The sequence below is a fragment of the Alphaproteobacteria bacterium genome (assembly GCA_019635875.1).
In the GTDB taxonomy this organism is placed as follows: domain Bacteria; phylum Pseudomonadota; class Alphaproteobacteria; order Reyranellales; family Reyranellaceae; genus JAFAZJ01.
In genome coordinates this window covers 150,590-167,565 of the sequence record JAHBYP010000002.1, presented here as the reverse complement: position 1 = coordinate 167,565, position 16,976 = coordinate 150,590, and the positions used below count along the sequence as shown (strand labels likewise).

Here is a 16,976-nt window from a genome sequence, read left to right as displayed (position 1 = left end):
AGCGACAGCGATGGGCGTTGCACGAGGAAGCCCCTCATCCGCCTCGCTGGCGCTCGGCACCTTCTCCCCGCCTTCGCGGGGAGAAGGAAAGACAGGACGCAAAGAAAGGTCGGACGATGAACCTCCACAGCATGCTTCAGCGTCGCGCGGCCGAGGGCAGGCCGTTGCGCATCGGCGTGATCGGCGCCGGCAAGTTCGGCTCGATGTACCTCTCGCAGATCCCGACCACGCCGGGCGTCCACCTCGTGGGCATCGCCGATCTCTCGCCGATGCGCGCCAAGGAGAATCTCGCGCGGCTGGGCTGGAAGCCCGACGTCACCGGCGCGATCTCGCTCGCTGAAGCGCGCAAGCATGGCAACACGCATCTCGGCGACGACTGGCGCGCGCTGGTGGCGCATCCCGAAATCGACATCATCGTCGAGGCCACCGGCGATCCGATCGCCGCGGTCGAGCATGCGCTCGAGGCGTTCCGCAACGGCAAGCACGTGGTGATGGTGACGGTGGAGGCCGATGCCTTCTGCGGCCCGCTGCTCGCCAGGCGCGCGGCGGAAGCCGGTGTCGTCTACAGCCTCGCGTACGGCGACCAGCCGGCGCTGATCTGCGAGCTGGTCGACTGGGCGCGCGCCTCGGGTTTCACGGTGACGGCGGCAGGGCGCGGCCACAAATGGCTGCCGCATTACGCGCAGTCGACGCCCGAGACGGTGTGGCAGCACTGGGGGCTGAACGAGGAGCAGGCCAAGCGCGGCGGGTTGAACCCCAAAATGTTCAATTCGTTCCTCGACGGCTCGAAGCCAGCGATCGAAAGCACGGCGGTGTGCAACGCCACCGGTCTGACGCCGGCACCCGATGGCCTCGCCTTCCCGCCCTGCGCGGTCGACGAGCTGCCGACGGTGATGCGGCCACGTTCCGAAGGCGGGTTGCTGAACCACAAAGGCCAAGTCGAGTGCGCCAGCTCGATGCGGCTGGACGGCACGCCGATCGAGTACGAGATCCGCAAGGGCGTGTGGGTCGTGTTCGAAGCCTCGACCGAGTACCAGAAGAACTGCTTCGAGGAGTACATGCTGTGCACCGACCCGAGCGGTCGGCACTCGGTGATGTACAAGCGCTGGCACCTGATCGGCCTCGAGGTCGGCATCTCCGTCGCCTCGGTCGGCCTGCGCCGCGAGCCGACGGGCTGTGCGATCGGCTTTCATGCCGACGTCATTGCCACCGCCAAGCGTGATCTCGCGGCCGGCGAGATGCTCGACGGGGAGGGCGGCTACACCGTCTACGGCAAGCTGTTCCCGGCGCCCAGGTCACTGTCGGTCGGCGCGTTGCCGCTGGGCCTTGCGCATAACGTGAAGCTGCTGCGCCCGATCAAGGCAGGTCAGTCGTTGACCTATGCCGACGTCGCGATCGATGAATCGCTGCTGGCAGTGCGCATTCGCCGCGAGCTGGAGAGCAGCTTCGGGCCGGCGGCGCGCATCGCCGCCCAGTAGGCGGTGGCGCAGCGGAGGCAGCGATGGACGGCTTGATGGCTTCGATGAGCTCGACGCCGGCGCGCGACGGCGAGATTCCGCTGCTCGACCTGGGGCCGTATCTCGCGGGCAAGCCCGGTGCGCTCGACGCGCTGGCCGCCGAGCTGCGCTTCGCGCTGGAGAATGTCGGCTTCTACTTCATCGCCAATCACGGCGTGCCGCAGGCGCAGATCGATGCGGCGTTCTGGGCGGCCAGGGCGTTCCACGCCCAGCCGCTCGAGGACAAGCTGGCGCTGAAGATCGACCAGCACAACGCCGGCTACATGCCGATGCGCGGCAACACGCTGCGCACCTCGACGGTGCAATCCGACACCAAGCCGAACCTGAACGAGGCGTTCTTCGTCAAGCGCGAGCTGTCGGCGGATCATCCCGACGTGCTCGCCAACCGCCGCTTCCGCGGGCTCAACCGCTGGCCGCGCCACGTGCCGGGCTTCCGTGACACGGTGCTGGCCTATTGCCAGCGCCTGGAGCGGCTGGCGGTCGCGTTGACGCCGATCTACGCCCGCGCGCTCGGCCTGCCGGCGGACTTCTTCGCCAGGGCCTTCATCGATCCGCAGTACACGCTGCGCATGACGCACTATCCCAGGCACGACGTTCTGGTGAACGGCGAGTTCGGCCTGGCGCCGCACACCGACACCAGCTTCATGACCCTGCTGCCGCAGAACGACGTGCCGGGCCTGGCGATCAGGACCCAGGACGGCCGCTGGATCGACGCGCCGGCGATCCCCGGCACCTTCATCGTCAATGGCGGGCAGTTCCTGCAGCGCTGGACCAACGATCGATTCCTCGCCACACCGCACTGCGTGATCAACCGCTCCGGCGGCGAGCGCTACGCCCTGCCGTTCTTCGTCGACGCCAACATCGACGTGCCGATCGAGCCGGTGCCGACCTGTGTCTCGGCGGACCGGCCGGCCAAGTACCCCACGACGCTCTATACCGACTACATGATCTGGTATCAGTCCAGGAACTACGACGTGCTGCGGCCGGCTGGCACGGAACCGGCACCCGCCTGATCTTTATCACCACTGAGCGCTTGCACCGCCGACGCGATCCGCTAGGTATGGCGGCGCATCATGAGCGTGGCAGAAGAGTCCCCCTCCGTTTCGCAGCCTCTGGTCACCGGCCAAGGTCCGTTGGCGGCGCTCGAGGCGCGCCTGGCCGCCGGCATCTTCAAGCCGGACCCACGCCAGCGCGAGGCGGCCGATCGGCTGCAGGGACTGTGGGAGCGGCTGAAGGCCATCCAGCCGGAGAAGCCAGGCAGCGGTGGCCTGCTGGCGCGGCTGGGCTTCGCCCGCAAGCCGGCGCCGGTCGCCGGCCCGCCAGGCATCTACATCTGGGGACCTGTCGGCACCGGCAAGTCGATGCTGATGGACCTGTTCTTCAACGAGGCACCGGTCGAGAAGAAGCGCCGCACGCATTTCCACGAGTTCATGCTCGAGGTCCATCGCCGGCTGTTCGAGCGCCGCCAGGCCCTGGCCGCCAAGGGCGCGCCACCCGAGGCCGACGTCATCGTGCCGGTCGCGCGCGAGATCGCCGTCGATGCCCGCCTGCTGTGCTTCGACGAGATGCAGGTCACCAACATCGCCGACGCGATGATCCTGTGGCGCCTGTTCGCGACCCTGTTCGAGGAGGGCGTGACCGTGGTCACCACCTCCAACCGCGTCCCGGACGACCTCTACAAGAACGGCCTGCAGCGCAATCGCTTCCAGCCGTTCATCGATCTTTTGAAGGCCAGGCTGGACATCCACGCGCTCGACACCGGCCGCGACTACCGCATGGCGCGCCTGCGCGAGATGGACAAGTATCTGGTGCCGGCGGGCCCCTGGGCTGACCGCAAGCTCGCGGAGGATTTTGCCGCGCTGACCAACGACGCGCAGGGCGCCAAGCGCGTGCTGCGCACCCAGGGCCGCGACGTGATCGTGCCGCACGCCGCGCCGGGCGTCGCCATGGCGCGCTTCGAGGATTGGTGCGGCAGGCCGATGGGCGCGGCCGACTTTCTCTGCATCGCCGAGCATTTCCACACCGTGCTGCTGCGCGACATTCCCAGGCTCACGGCGAAGAACCGCGACCGCGCCTGGCGCTTCATCACCCTGATCGACGCGCTGTACGAGAAGAAGGTGAAGCTGATCTGCTCGGCCGAGGCGGCGCCGGAGAAGCTCTACACCGAAGGCGACGGCACCTTCGAGTTCGAGCGCACGGTCTCGCGCCTGATGGAGATGCAGTCGCCGGAGTACCTGGCGCTCGACCACATCGCCGAAAGCGACGAGGAGCCGGCCTGACAGTAGCCACCTGACAGTCTCTCCGGAAAGTGATGGGCGGTTCTCCGAGGAGCGAAATACGCTCGCGCCGCGCGTGTTCACCCATCCGGGTGTTCCAGACCAGGAGGCGAACCATGGACGGAGATCGGTTTATCGCGGCGACGGACAGCAACGTCTCGCGGCGCGACTTGTTTGCCACGGCCGGTGGCGCGTTGGGCGTGGGCATCGCGCTGGCGGCGCATCCGGTGCAGGCGCAGACGATGATCGTCACGCCGGCCGACGGGCTGACCGCCGGTGAGGTCAAGGTCAAGACCAAGGACGGCAAGGAGATGCCAGCCTATCGTGCCATGCCGGCGACTGGCCAGGCCTTCGGCACCGTTCTGGTGGTCCAGGAGATCTTCGGCGTGCATGCCTACATCGCCGACACCGTGCGACGCTTCGCCAAGGCGGGCTGGTACGCCATCGCACCGGAGCTCTATTTCCGCCAGGGCGATCCCAAGTCCTACACCGAGATCCCCAAGCTGGTCAGCGAGCTGGTGAGCAAGGTGCCGGATGCGCAGGTCATGGGCGACCTCGATTCCTGCGTCGACTTCGCCAAGGGCGAGGGCAAGGCCGATACGGCTAAGCTCGGCGTCACCGGCTTCTGCTGGGGCGGGCGCATCACCTGGCTCTACGCCGCGCATAATCCCGGCGTGAAGGCCGGCGTGGCGTGGTACGGTCGTGTGCTTGGGCCGACAAACGAGATGAACCCCAAGCATCCGATCGACGTCGCCAAGGACCTCAAAGGCCCGGTGCTTGGCCTGTATGGCGGCGCCGACACCAGCATCCCCAACGACACCGTCGACAAGATGCGAGAGGCGCTGAAGGCGGCCGGCACACCGGCGGCTGCCAAGTCGACGATCCACACCTATCCCGACATGCCGCACGGCTTCCACGCCGACTTCCGCGCGACCTACCGCAAGGAAGCGGCTGAAGACGGCTGGAAGCGCGCGACCGACTGGTTCAAGGCCAACGGCGTCTGATCGCGCGCCGCACGCGGGCAAGATTCGGCGGGGCGGGGGCGTCGAGGAATCGACGCCCCCGTTCGCATGTGCGAGAGTCGTATGAGTCATGCGGGAGTTCGCCGATGCCCGAGCTTCGCAAGATCGCGACCAAGGACGGCCTGACCTTCGATGCCTGGATCGAAGGCCCCCAGTCCGGCGACATCGTCCTGCTGCTGCACGGCTTCCCGCAATCGCGCCACACCTGGCGCGCGCAGGTGCCGGCGCTGGCCGCCGCCGGCTATCGCGCGATCGCACCCGACCAGCGCGGCTATTCGCCCGGCGCGCGGCCCGATCCGGCAGACCTCGCGAACTACAGCTACAGCAACCTGGTCTGGGACGGCCTCAACATCATCGAGGCCTGCGGCGGCGGCACGCGTCGCTTCCATCTCGTCGGCCATGACTGGGGTGGCCAGGTGTCGTGGGGGCTCGCCGCGTGGTTCGGCGCCGAGCGGCTGGCCTCGCTCTCCATCCTGTCGCGCCCGCATCCGACGGCATTCGCGCGCGCCCTGCAGGCACCGGACAACGACCAGAAGCATCGCTCCCGCCATCATCGCGCCTTCCTCAATCCCGACACGACGCGGCTGCTGACCGAGGACGACGCGCGCCGCCTGCGTCGTACCCTCGCCGATGCCGGCGTGCCGGCCGAGGCCGTCGAGCTCTATGTCTCGGTGATAGGCGCGCCGGAGGCGATGGAAGCGGCGCTGGCCTGGTATCGCGCGCAGAAGGATCTGCGCATCGACCTGCAGTCGCCGATCACCGTGCCGACGCTCTACGTCTGGGGCGACGCCGACCATTCCGTCAGCCGCATGGGCGCGGAAGGCACGGCGGCCTGTGTCAGCGGTCCCTATCGCTTCGTGAGCCTGCCCGGCATCGGCCATTTCGCGACCGACCAGGTGCCGGATCGCATCAACGAGCTGCTGCTCGAGCACATCGGAGCCAATCCGGCATGAAGTATCTCCTCTACTTCTTCGTCGCCGGTGCAGTCGCCTCCTGGCTGGTCGCGCTGATCAGCGGCATTCGCATGATGGGCATGCTGAACGGGCGGCTGTCGGCCGGCGCCATGGCGTTTCGCGGCATCGAGTGGTTCAACGCCGCGAACTTCAAGCCCGAGGCGGTGCCGACCCGGCGGATGTTCGTCCGGGCCTTCGCCGCTTTCTTCGTTTGCCTGCTGGCAATCGTGCTTCTGTCAATGCTGATGGCCAATCCGGCGTAGAGTCGGGACGAAGACTGAGTTCACGGTCGACCGGCCTCGTCCCGCGGCGCGCCTTGCCGCTCATGCCGAATCGCGCTATGGCGCCGCGTCATTTTCCCGCGCCGCCCGTCGACGCGCCTTCCCGACACGGAGAGAGATCACCATGGCACGCAAGAAGATCGCGCTCGTCGGCGCGGGGCAGATCGGTGGCACGCTGGCGCTGCTCGCCGGCCAGAAGGAGCTGGGCGACATCGTCCTGCTCGACATCCCCGCCGCCGAGGGCACGGCCAAGGGCAAGGCGCTCGATCTCGTCGAGCTGTCGCCGGTGGCGAAGTTCGACGCCCACTACAGCGGCACCTCGAACTACGCCGACATCAAGGGGGCCGACGTCGTCATCGTCACCGCCGGCGTGCCGCGCAAGCCGGGCATGAGCCGCGATGACCTGATCGGCATCAACGCCAAGGTCATCAACGCCGTCGGCAAGGGCATCAAGGAGAACGCTCCCAACGCCTTCGTCATCGTCATCACCAACCCGCTCGACGCCATGGTCGGCCTGATGCAGGAGGTCACCGGCTTCCCGGCCAACCGCGTCGTCGGCATGGCTGGCGTGCTCGACTCGGCGCGCTTCCGCTGGTTCCTGGCCGAGGAGTTCAAGGTCTCGGTCGAGGATGTCTCGGCCTTCGTGCTGGGCGGCCATGGCGACACCATGGTGCCGCTGACCCGCTACTCGACGGTCGCCGGCATCCCGCTGCCCGACCTGGTGAAGATGGGTTGGGCCACCCAGGACAAGCTGGACAAGATCGTCCAGCGCACCCGCGACGGCGGTGGCGAGATCGTCGCCCTGTTGGGCAACGGCTCGGCGTTCTACGCGCCGGCCGCCTCGGCGATCGCCATGGCCGAGAGCTATCTGAAGGACAAGAAGCGCCTGCTGCCCTGCGCGGCGCTGCTGACCGGCCAGTACGGGGTCAGCGGCCTCTATATCGGCGTCCCCGTCGTGATCGGCGCCGGCGGCATCGAGCGTATCGTCGAGGTGTCGTTCACGGCAGAGGAAAAGGCGATGTTCGACAAGTCGGTCGGCGCCGTGAAAGGCCTGGTCGAGGCCACGAAGAAGATCGTCGCCGCCGGTTGACCGCCGTCCCGCCCAGCCTGCCGGACGCCCTGCCTCGATAGGTGGGGCGTTCGCGTTTCGGGCGCCCCGACCATCGTCGAATTGTCACCAATCGGGCGTTGCGAACGGGACGCAAAGTGTTAGATTGACCGCGCCTGAGGGTCCGTTGCGTTTTAAGACTGACGTCTGCCGGGTGATTTCGATGGCCGCCGGTCTCCCTCCCGCCCGATAGCCGCTCCTGCCGACCGGGGTTCCATGAACATCCATGAATATCAGGCCAAGGCCCTGCTCGCCCGCTTCGGCGTCGCCGTGCCCAAGGGCTTCGTCGCCTACACCAAGGACGAGGCCGTCGACGCCGCGCGCAAGCTGCCGGGGCCGGTCTATGTCGTGAAGTCCCAGATCCACGCCGGCGGCCGCGGCGCCGGCCGCTTCAAGGGCGATCCCAACGGCAAGGGCGGCGTCCGGGTCGTGAAATCGGTCGACGACGTCGGCACCCAGGCCGGCGCCATGCTGGGCCAGATCCTGGTCACCAAGCAGACCGGCGAGGCGGGCAAGGAGGTCAAGCGCGTCTATATCGAGGAAGGCGTCGACATCAAGCGCGAGCTCTACCTGTCGCTGCTGATGGACCGCGCCACCTCGCGGGTGACCATCGTCGCCTCGACCGAGGGCGGCATGGCGATCGAGGAGGTCGCGCACGAGCACCCCGAGAAGATCATCAAGGTCGTGGTCGACCCGGTCGCCGGCTACCAGCAGTACCATGGCCGCCAGGTCGCCTTCGCGCTCGGGCTGGAAGGCAAGCAGGTCGGTGCCGCGGTGAAGTTCCTCGGCAGCCTGTACAAGGCGTTCGGCGCGCTCGACTGCTCGCTGGTCGAGATCAACCCGCTGCTGGTCACCGGCGCGGGCGACGTGCTGGCGCTCGACGCCAAGATGAACCTCGACGACAACGCGCTCTACCGCCACAAGGAGCTCGAGGAGCTGCGCGACGAAAGCGAGGAGGATCCCGCCGAGCTCGAGGCTGGCAGGCACGGGCTGAACTACATCAAGCTCGACGGCGCGATCGGCTGCATGGTCAACGGCGCTGGCCTGGCCATGGCGACGATGGACATCATCAAGCTCTATGGCGGCTCGCCGGCCAACTTCCTCGACGTCGGCGGCGGCGCCACCAAGGAGCGCGTCACCACCGCGTTCAAGATCATCCTCAGCGATCCCAACGTCGAGGGCATCCTGGTCAACATCTTCGGCGGCATCATGCGCTGCGACGTGATCGCCGAAGGCGTCGTCGCGGCGGCGCGCGAGGTCAGCCTGCACGTGCCGCTGGTCGTGCGGCTGGAAGGCACCAATGTCGAGCTCGGCAAGAAGATCATGCGGGATTCGGGCCTGCCGATCGTCTCCGCCGACAACCTTGCCGACGCGGCCGAGAAGGTCGTCAAGGCCGTGAAGGAGGCCAAGTGATGGCCGTTCTCGTCGACAAGAACACCACTGTCATCTGCCAGGGCTTCACCGGCTCGCAGGGCACCTTCCACTCCGAGCAGGCGATCGCCTACGGCACCAGGATGGTCGGCGGCGTGACGCCGGGCAAGGGCGGCAGCAAGCATCTCGACCTGCCGGTGTTCGACACCGTCAAGGACGCGCGCGAGAAGACCGGCTGCACAGCCTCGGTGATCTACGTGCCGCCGGCCTTCGCCGCCGACGCCATCCTCGAGGCGATCGACGCGGAGATCCCGCTGATCGTCACCATCACCGAGGGCATTCCGGTGCTCGACATGGTGACGGTCAAGCGCGCCCTGGCCGGCTCGAAGTCGCGGCTGATCGGGCCGAACTGCCCCGGCGTGATCACGCCGGGCGAGTGCAAGATCGGCATCATGCCGGGCCACATCCACAAGCGCGGCCGGATCGGCATCGTCTCGCGCTCCGGCACGTTGACCTACGAGGCGGTGGCGCAGACCACGGCCGCAGGACTGGGCCAGAGTTCCTGCGTCGGCATCGGCGGCGATCCGGTCAACGGTACCAATTTCGTCGAGTGCCTGGAGATGTTCGTTCGCGATCCCGAGACCGAGGGCATCATCATGATCGGCGAGATCGGCGGCGACGCCGAGGTCAAGGGCGCGGAATTCCTCAAGGCGTCCGGTTCGAACAAGCCTGTGGTCGGCTTCATCGCCGGCCGCACCGCGCCGCCGGGCCGTCGCATGGGTCATGCCGGCGCGGTGATCTCCGGCGGCCAGGACACGGCCGAGTTCAAGGTCGAGGCGCTGCGCGCCGCGGGCGTGCACGTCGTCGATTCGCCGGCCGCCCTGGGCACCGGCATGGTCGAGGCGATGGGCAGGAAACGCTGAAAGCGGGCGGCGACGGCCACCGTCGCCATCTTGTTCGCACTTTCTTCGGGTCGATAGCGGTCGTCAGGGCCTCTTTCTTGCAAGACCCGATTCCAGGAGGCGGCGCCCATCACGCGCCGGCTACGCAATCATGCAGCATGCTGAGCGCAGTTCCTTCCTCTACGGCGCCAACTCGGCGTTCATCGAAGGTCTCTTCGAACGGTTCGCGCGCGATCCGCAGTCGGTCGACGAGAGCTGGCGGACCTTTTTCTCCGAGCTCTCGGCCGAGCAGCGCGAGGTGCTGCGCGAGGTTACCGGCGCCAGCTGGGCGCCCAAGCGCACCCGCGTCGTCGGCGTGGCCGATCCCGACGCGCCGTCGCCGGCGGCCGGGGGCCGCACCGTCAAGGGCGGCAACGGCGCCGCCGCGAGGACCGAGGCGCCGGTGGGTTTCACCGCTGAGCAGCTGCGTGCGGCGGCGCTCGACGCGGTTCGCGCGCGCATCCTGATCCGCTCCTACCGCGTGCGCGGCCATCTGCAGGCCGAGCTCGATCCGCTGGGGCTCGCGCCCCAGCCATACCATCCCGAGCTCGATCCCAAGACGTATGGTTTCGGCGACGCCGACTGGGACCGGCCGATCTTCGTCGACAGCGTGCTGGGCCTCGGCGAGAGCGCGACCCTGCACCAGCTCATGGACGCGCTGCGCCGCACCTATTGCGGCGCCATCGGCGTCGAGTACATGCACATCGGCGATCCCGACGTGAAGGCGTGGATCGAGGCACGCATCGAGAACGACGGCAACCGCACGGATTTCACGCTGATGGGCCGCCGCACCATCCTCGAGCGGGTGGTCGAGGCGGAGAACCTCGAGAAGTATCTGCACGTGAAGTTCGTCGGCACCAAGCGCTTCGGCCTCGATGGCGGCGAATCGCTGATCCCGGCGCTGGAGCAGATCCTCAAGCGCGGCGGCCAGCTCGGCATCAGGGACGTGGTGCTGGGCATGCCGCATCGCGGCCGGCTGAACACGCTCGTGCACGTGCTGCACAAGGGCTACCAGGCGCTGTTCTCGGAGTTCCAGGGCAAGCCCTCGCACCCCGAGGAGATGCGCGGCTCGGGCGACGTGAAGTATCACCTCGGTGCCTCGGCCGACCGCGAGTTCGACGGCAACGTCGTGCATCTGTCCCTGACGGCCAACCCCTCGCATCTCGAAGCCGTCAATCCCGTCGTGCTGGGCAAGGTGCGCGCCAAGCAGGATCAGCGCGGCGATGCCGAGCGCAGCCAGGCGATGGCGATCCTGATGCATGGCGACGCCGCCTTCGCCGGCCAGGGCCTCGTTGCCGAAAGCCTCGATCTCAGCGATCTCGCGGGCTACCGCATCGGCGGCACGATCCACTTCGTGGTCAACAACCAGATCGGCTTCACCACCTCGCCGACCTATTCGCGCTCGGGTCCCTACTGCACCGACGTCGCCAAGATCGTGCAGTGCCCGATCCTGCACGTGAACGGCGACGATCCCGAGGCGGTCGTGCACTGCGCGCGCATCGCCGTGGAGTTCCGCCAGCAGTTCAAGCGCGACATCGTCATCGACATGTGGTGCTACCGCCGGCACGGGCACAACGAAGGCGACGAGCCGATGTTCACCCAGCCGATGATGTACAAGAAGATCGGCAGCCACCCGACGGTGCAGGACGTCTACGCCCGGCGCCTGATCGAGGCCGGCGTGATTGCGCAGGCCGATCTCGACCGCATGGTGGTGGACTACCGCCAGAAGCTCGACGACGCCTTCTCCGCCGCCGCCTCGTTCCGCCCCAACAAGGCCGACTGGCTGGAAGGCAAATGGACCGGCTTCACCACCGCGCCAGGCGAGGAGGACCGCAAGGGCGATACCGCGGTTCCGATCGCCGAGTTGCGCGACATCGGCCTGGCGCTGGCGCGCAAGCCCGAGAACCACGACACCAACCGCAAGATCCTTCGCCAGCTCGAGGAGAAGCGGAAGATGATAGAGGGCGGCGAAGGCCTCGACTGGTCGATGGGCGAGGCGCTGGCCTTCGGCTCGCTGCTGGTCGAGGGCACGCCTGTGCGCCTGTCGGGCCAGGATTCGGGCCGCGGCACCTTCTCGCATCGCCACTCGGTGCTGGTCGACCAGACCAACGACTCCCGCTTCGTGCCGCTCAACGCCATCCGCGAGGGCCAGGCGCGCTACGAGGTCATCGACTCGCCGCTGTCGGAAGCCGGCGTGCTGGGCTTCGAGTACGGCTACTCACTGGCCGAGCCCAACGCCCTGGTGCTGTGGGAGGCGCAGTTCGGCGATTTCGCCAACGGCGCGCAGGTCATCATTGACCAGTTCATCTGTTCGGGCGAGAGCAAGTGGTTCCGCATGTGCGGCCTGGTGATGCTGCTGCCGCACGGCTACGAGGGCCAGGGGCCGGAGCATTCCTCGGCGCGTCTCGAGCGCTACCTGCAGCTCTCGGCCGAGGACAACTGGCAGGTCGTCAACCTCACCACGCCGGCCAACTACTTCCATGCGCTGCGCCGCCAGATGCGCCGGCCGTTCCGCAAGCCGCTCATTGTGATGACACCCAAGTCGCTGCTGCGCCACAAGGAGGCGGTGTCGAGCCTCGCCGACATGGCCGAAGGCACCTCGTTCCGCCGCATCCTCAGCGATCCGGATGCGATCGTCGCTGACGACAAGGTCAGGCGCGTGATCCTGTGCTCTGGCAAGGTGTTCTACGACCTGCTGGCCGAGCGGCGCGCGCGCAAGATCGACGACATCACCATCCTGCGCATCGAGCAGCTCTATCCCTTCCCGCTGCATCGCCTGGCCAGACGGCTGTCGGCATTTCCCAACGCTGACGTCGTGTGGTGCCAGGAAGAGCCGGAGAACGCCGGCGCCTGGCATTTCGTCGACCGGCGCATCGAGAGATCGCTGGCCGAGGCCGGCATCAAGGCGAAGCGTCCGATCTATGTCGGTCGCAAGGAATCGGCATCACCCGCCGTCGGCCTGCTAAAGGCGCATCTCGCGGAGCAGGCCGAACTGGTCGACCGCGCGCTCACCGTCGCCTGAGGACACCATCATGGCTGCTGTCGAGATCAAGGTTCCGACGCTGGGTGAATCGGTCACCGAGGCGACGGTCGCGAAGTGGTTCAAGCGCGAGGGCGACGCCGTCGCCGTCGATGAGGCACTGTGCGAGCTGGAGACCGACAAGGTCACCGTCGAGGTCAACGCCACCGCCGCGGGCGCGATCGGCAGGATCGTCGCCGCCGAGGGCGAGACCGTGCAGGTCGGCGCCGTGCTGTGCGTGATCGAGGCCGGCGCCGCCGCCTCGGCCAAGCCGGCCGCCGCGCCCGCCGCCAGGCCCGCCGCTGCGCCCGCACCTGCGGCACCTGCACCCGCTGCGTCGCCAACGAACCTCGCCGCCTCCGGTCCCGCCGCGCGCAAGCTGGTGGCCGAGAGCGGCATCGATCCGTCGGGCATCGCCGCCACGGGCAAGGACGGCCGCATCACCAAGGCCGACGTGCTGAACGTGCTGGCCGCGCCGCCGGCCACCGCGCCCGCCGCCGCCAAGCCGGCCGTGCCCTCCGGCCCGCGCGCCAATGCCGACCGCGAGGAGCGGGTGCGCATGACGCGCCTGCGCAAGACCATCGCCGCGCGCCTCAAGGACGCGCAGAACACCGCCGCCATGCTCACCACCTTCAACGAGGTGGACATGAGTGGTGTGATGGCGCTGCGCGAGCGCCTGAAGGACGATTTCGAGAAGAAGCACGGCGTCAAGCTGGGCTTCATGTCGTTCTTCGTGAAGGCCTGCATCGCCGGCCTGAAGGAATTGCCGGCGGTCAACGCCGAGATCGACGGCGACGACGTCGTCTACAAGAACTACTATGACATCGGCGTCGCCGTCGGCACGCCCCAGGGCCTCGTCGTGCCCGTCGTGCGCGACGCCGACATGCTGGGCTTCGCCGGCGTCGAGAAGACCATCGGCGATCTCGGCCGCCGCGCGCGCGACGGCAAGCTCGGCATCGCCGACCTGACCGGCGGCACCTTCACCATCTCCAACGGCGGCGTCTACGGCTCGCTGATGTCGACGCCGATCCTCAACCCGCCGCAGTCGGGCATCCTGGGTATGCACAAGATCCAGCAGCGGCCGATGGTCGTCGGCGGCGAGATCAAGGTGCGCCCGATGATGTACCTGGCGCTCAGCTACGACCACCGCATCATCGACGGCCGCGAGGCGGTCACCTTCCTCGTGCGCGTCAAGGAGTGCATCGAGGATCCGGAGCGTTTGCTGCTGGAGGTTTGAACTCAACCGTCATCCCGAGCACAGCGAGGGATCCTTGTATCAGCGCCAAGATCCCTCGCTGTGCTCGGGATGACAGACCGCCCGCCAATCTTGCTGCGTACTTCCCAATCGAAAGCGGATCGTAATCATGGCCGACACCTACGATCTCATCGTCATCGGCGCCGGGCCGGGCGGCTACGTCGCCGCCATCCGCGCGGCGCAGCTCGGCATGAAGGTGGCCTGCGTCGAGAAGCGCAGGACGCTGGGCGGCACCTGCCTCAATGTCGGCTGCATTCCTTCCAAGGCATTGCTGCAATCCTCGCATCTCTACGAGGAGACGGCGCACGACCTGAAGGCGCACGGCATCGTCGTCGGCGAGGTGAAGCTCGACCTCGCCGCCATGCTGAAGCGCAAGGGCGAGGTGGTCGGTGCCACGACCAAGGGCATCGAGTTCCTGTTCAAGAAGAACAAGATCGCGTCGGTGACCGGCACCGGGCGCATCGCGGCCGCCGGCAAGGTCGATTTGGTGGGCGATGACGGCGCGGTGACGGATACGCTGTCGGCGCGCAACATCCTGATCGCCTCGGGCTCCGAGGTGATGCCGCTGCCGGGCGTCGAGATCGACGAGAAGACCATCGTGTCCTCGACCGGCGCACTGGAGATCGAGTCCGTGCCCAAGCGCATGGCGGTGATCGGCGCCGGCATTATCGGGCTCGAGCTCGGCTCGGTCTGGCGCCGGCTGGGCAGCGAGGTCACCGTGATCGAGTTTCTCGACCGCATCGCGCCGGGCATCGACAACGAGGTGGTCAAGCAGTTCGAACGCTCGCTGACGCGCCAGGGGCTGAAGTTCAAGCTCGGCCGCAAGGTCACCGGCGCGACCAGGGGCGCCGCCGGCGTGACGCTCACGCACGAGCCGGCCAAGGGCGGTGCCGCCGAGACGCTCGAGGTCGACGTCGTGCTCGTCTGCATCGGCCGGCGGCCCTATATCGAAGGTCTCGGGCTCGACAGGGCGGGCGTGAAGCTCACCGAGCGCGGCCGCATCGCGGTCGACGCGCACTTCCAGACCAGCGTGCCGGGCATCTACGCCATCGGCGACGTGATCGACGGGCCGATGCTGGCGCACAAGGCGAGCGAGGACGGCGTCGCCTGCGTCGAGACGCTCGCGGGCCAGAAGGGCCACGTGAACTGGGACCTGGTGCCCTCGATCGTCTACACCCAGCCCGAGGTGGCCTGGGTCGGCAAGTCCGAGGAGCAGCTGAAGGCCGCCAACGTCACGTACAAGTCAGGCAAGTATCCGTTCCTCGCCGATCCGCGCAGCCGCGCCAACGGGCGAACCGAGGGCTTCGTGAAGGTGCTGACCGAGGCGAAGACCGACACGGTGCTGGGCGTGCATATCATCGGTGCCGAGGCCGGCACGATGATCGCCGAGGCGGTGCTGGCGATGGAGTATGGCGCCTCGGCCGAGGATATCGGCCGCGTCTGCCACGCCCATCCCACGGTCAACGAGGCGCTCAAGGAGGCCGCGCTCGCGGCCTGGGACAAGCCGATCCATTTGTGAGAGTCTTCGGCCTGCATGCGTGCGGCCTTCCTCTGCCTGATGTTCCTTGTGGCGATCGCCAGTGAGGCCGTCGCCGCGCCCGAGGCCGTGAAGTTCCCCGTCACGGTGCGGCGCGATCAGCTGACGCTCGACGGCAAGCTCTACCGGCCCGCGACCTCGGCACCGCGTCCGGCGGTGATCGTCGTGCATGGCTGCAGCGGCCAGGGCTCGGGCGCGCGCACCTGGGGCACTGTGCTCAGCAAATGGGGCTATGTGGCGCTGGTGATCGACAGCTTCACCGGCCGGGGCGTGAAAGAGGTCTGCACGCGCGCCGGCGGCCGCCGCGTCGATGCGCGCGACCGCGCCTGGGACATCGACGGCGCGGCCTCGTGGCTGAAGACGCAGTCGTACGTGCGGGCTGACCGCATCGGCCTGATGGGCCAGTCGCACGGCGGCGCGGCGACGCTGTTCGCCACCTTGCGCGACCGCGCCGACAAGTCGCCGCCGCCGTCACCTGCCTTCGCCGGCGCCATCGCCTTCTATCCCGATTGCACCCTGCGTGGCCGCACCACGCAGCGATTCGAGGTGCAGCGTCCGCTGCTGATCCTGATCGGCGAGAAGGACGACTGGACGCCGGCCGAGAGGTGCCGCGAGCTGCTGCCACGCCTGTCGGGCACGCCGTTCGAGCTGCACACCTACGCCGATGCGTACCATGCCTACGACAACCCCGGCAGCAAGCTGCGCTATCGCGCCGAGGTCTCCAATCGCAACAAGCCGGGTGGCTGTTGCGGAGCCTGGGTCGGCCACGATGCGCCGGCCTATCGCGATACGCTCGAGCGCGTCGCTTCCTTCTGGCGCCTGCATCTCGGGCCGCCGAACTGATGATGTGGCGCGCGCTCGCCGTCGCGGTGCTGCTGGCCTGGGGCGCGTCGAAGGCCGAGGCGCAGCAGGCCGTGCGCGTGCCGGTCGAGGTCGGCGGCCGCGCGCTGCAGCTCGCCGCCACCCTGTATCGCCCGCGACAGCCCGGCCGGCATCCCGCGGTGGCGCTGTTCCATGGCTGCGGCGGCGTCGGACAGAACGTGCTGCGCATGGCGCAGATCCTGACGGGCAGGGGTTACGTCACGCTCACGGTCGACAGCTTCGGCGCGCGGGCCATCCGCGACGCCTGCACTAGCCGGTGGCCGACGGTCGAGCAGGCGACGGAGCGGGTCGCCGACATCCGCGCCTCGGTGGCGTTCCTGGCGGCGCGCGCCGATGTCGACGCCGCACGCATCGTCGTCATGGGCTATTCGTACGGCGGCGGCGTCGCGCTGCTCTATGCGCTCGACGGAGAACCGGCGGCTCGCGCCGCCGTCGCGGTTTATCCGGATTGCGCCTTACAGGAGCAGCTCGGCGCGACGCTCGCCAGCCGGCGGCCGCTGCTGATGGCCATGGCGGAGCTCGACGACTGGACGCCGGTACGCCAGTGCGAGGCGCTGCTGTCGCGCGTGAAGCGCGGGCGCGATCTGATCGAGACGCGGGTCTATCCCGGTGCGCATCACAGTTTCGATGCTGTCGGCCTGTCGGTGCGCTACCTGGCAACCGCCGGCAATCGCAGCAAGCCGAACAATTGCTGCGGTGCGCACTACGGCTACAACGCGCAGGCCTGGGCGGCATTCCAACGCGACGTCGAGGCCTTCCTGGCGCGAACGCTGCGTTGAGCCTTCACTGTCATCCCTCGTTGCGCTCGGGACGA

14 protein-coding genes are annotated in these 16,976 nt (G+C 68.1%); all 14 read left to right on the top strand.

Annotated features, from left to right (window positions below; genetic code table 11):
* Positions 1 to 116: 116 nt before the first annotated feature.
* The 14 genes from KF889_06880 (at position 117) to KF889_06815 (ending at position 16,941) form a co-directional block, all read left to right on the top strand.
* On the top strand, positions 117 to 1,478 hold the full coding sequence (locus tag KF889_06880) for a Gfo/Idh/MocA family oxidoreductase (protein ID MBX3499153.1): 1,362 nt from the start codon (positions 117 to 119) through the stop codon (positions 1,476 to 1,478).
* 23 nt (positions 1,479 to 1,501) lie between these two features.
* A complete protein-coding gene (locus KF889_06875) occupies positions 1,502 to 2,530 on the top strand; it encodes an isopenicillin N synthase family oxygenase (protein MBX3499152.1) in 1,029 nt (342 codons plus the stop codon).
* Positions 2,531 to 2,590: 60 nt separating this feature from the next.
* Positions 2,591 to 3,796 carry an AFG1 family ATPase gene (locus KF889_06870; GenBank protein MBX3499151.1) on the top strand — a complete coding sequence of 402 codons (1,206 nt, stop codon included), beginning with the start codon at positions 2,591 to 2,593 and terminating at the stop codon, positions 3,794 to 3,796.
* A gap of 113 nt (positions 3,797 to 3,909) precedes the next feature.
* Positions 3,910 to 4,797 carry a dienelactone hydrolase family protein gene (locus tag KF889_06865; protein ID MBX3499150.1) on the top strand — a complete coding sequence of 296 codons (888 nt, stop codon included), beginning with the start codon at positions 3,910 to 3,912 and terminating at the stop codon, positions 4,795 to 4,797.
* 104 nt (positions 4,798 to 4,901) lie between these two features.
* Positions 4,902 to 5,768 carry an alpha/beta hydrolase gene (locus KF889_06860; protein ID MBX3499149.1) on the top strand — a complete coding sequence of 289 codons (867 nt, stop codon included), beginning with the start codon at positions 4,902 to 4,904 and terminating at the stop codon, positions 5,766 to 5,768.
* The gene (locus tag KF889_06855; protein ID MBX3499148.1) at positions 5,765 to 6,031 is read left to right on the top strand and encodes a hypothetical protein; all 267 of its coding nucleotides are present in this window, start codon (positions 5,765 to 5,767) and stop codon (positions 6,029 to 6,031) included. The genes KF889_06860 and KF889_06855 overlap by 4 nt, the downstream gene beginning before the upstream one ends.
* A gap of 142 nt (positions 6,032 to 6,173) precedes the next feature.
* The gene (gene mdh / locus KF889_06850; protein MBX3499147.1) at positions 6,174 to 7,139 is read left to right on the top strand and encodes a malate dehydrogenase; all 966 of its coding nucleotides are present in this window, start codon (positions 6,174 to 6,176) and stop codon (positions 7,137 to 7,139) included.
* A 234-nt stretch (positions 7,140 to 7,373) separates the two neighbouring features.
* Entirely contained in the window at positions 7,374 to 8,570 is a 1,197-nt protein-coding gene (gene sucC, locus KF889_06845; GenBank protein ID MBX3499146.1) for an ADP-forming succinate--CoA ligase subunit beta, read from the top strand.
* Complete coding sequence (gene sucD, locus KF889_06840) at positions 8,570 to 9,451, top strand: succinate--CoA ligase subunit alpha (protein ID MBX3499145.1); 882 nt, start codon at positions 8,570 to 8,572, stop codon at positions 9,449 to 9,451. Before sucC ends, sucD begins: the two co-directional genes overlap by 1 nt.
* 130 nt (positions 9,452 to 9,581) lie before the next feature.
* Entirely contained in the window at positions 9,582 to 12,491 is a 2,910-nt protein-coding gene (locus KF889_06835; GenBank protein MBX3499144.1) for a 2-oxoglutarate dehydrogenase E1 component, read from the top strand.
* Between the two features lie 10 nt (positions 12,492 to 12,501).
* Positions 12,502 to 13,725 (top strand): 2-oxoglutarate dehydrogenase complex dihydrolipoyllysine-residue succinyltransferase, encoded by a 1,224-nt coding sequence (gene odhB, locus KF889_06830; protein ID MBX3499143.1) that lies wholly within the window; start codon positions 12,502 to 12,504, stop codon positions 13,723 to 13,725.
* Between the two features lie 127 nt (positions 13,726 to 13,852).
* On the top strand, positions 13,853 to 15,262 hold the full coding sequence (locus KF889_06825) for a dihydrolipoyl dehydrogenase (GenBank protein ID MBX3499142.1): 1,410 nt from the start codon (positions 13,853 to 13,855) through the stop codon (positions 15,260 to 15,262).
* Positions 15,263 to 15,277: 15 nt separating this feature from the next.
* Entirely contained in the window at positions 15,278 to 16,123 is an 846-nt protein-coding gene (locus KF889_06820; GenBank protein ID MBX3499141.1) for a dienelactone hydrolase family protein, read from the top strand.
* Positions 16,123 to 16,941, top strand: coding sequence for a dienelactone hydrolase family protein (locus KF889_06815; GenBank protein ID MBX3499140.1), 819 nt, complete (start codon positions 16,123 to 16,125; stop codon positions 16,939 to 16,941). The genes KF889_06820 and KF889_06815 overlap by 1 nt, the downstream gene beginning before the upstream one ends.
* The last annotated feature ends 35 nt before the right edge of the window (positions 16,942 to 16,976 follow it).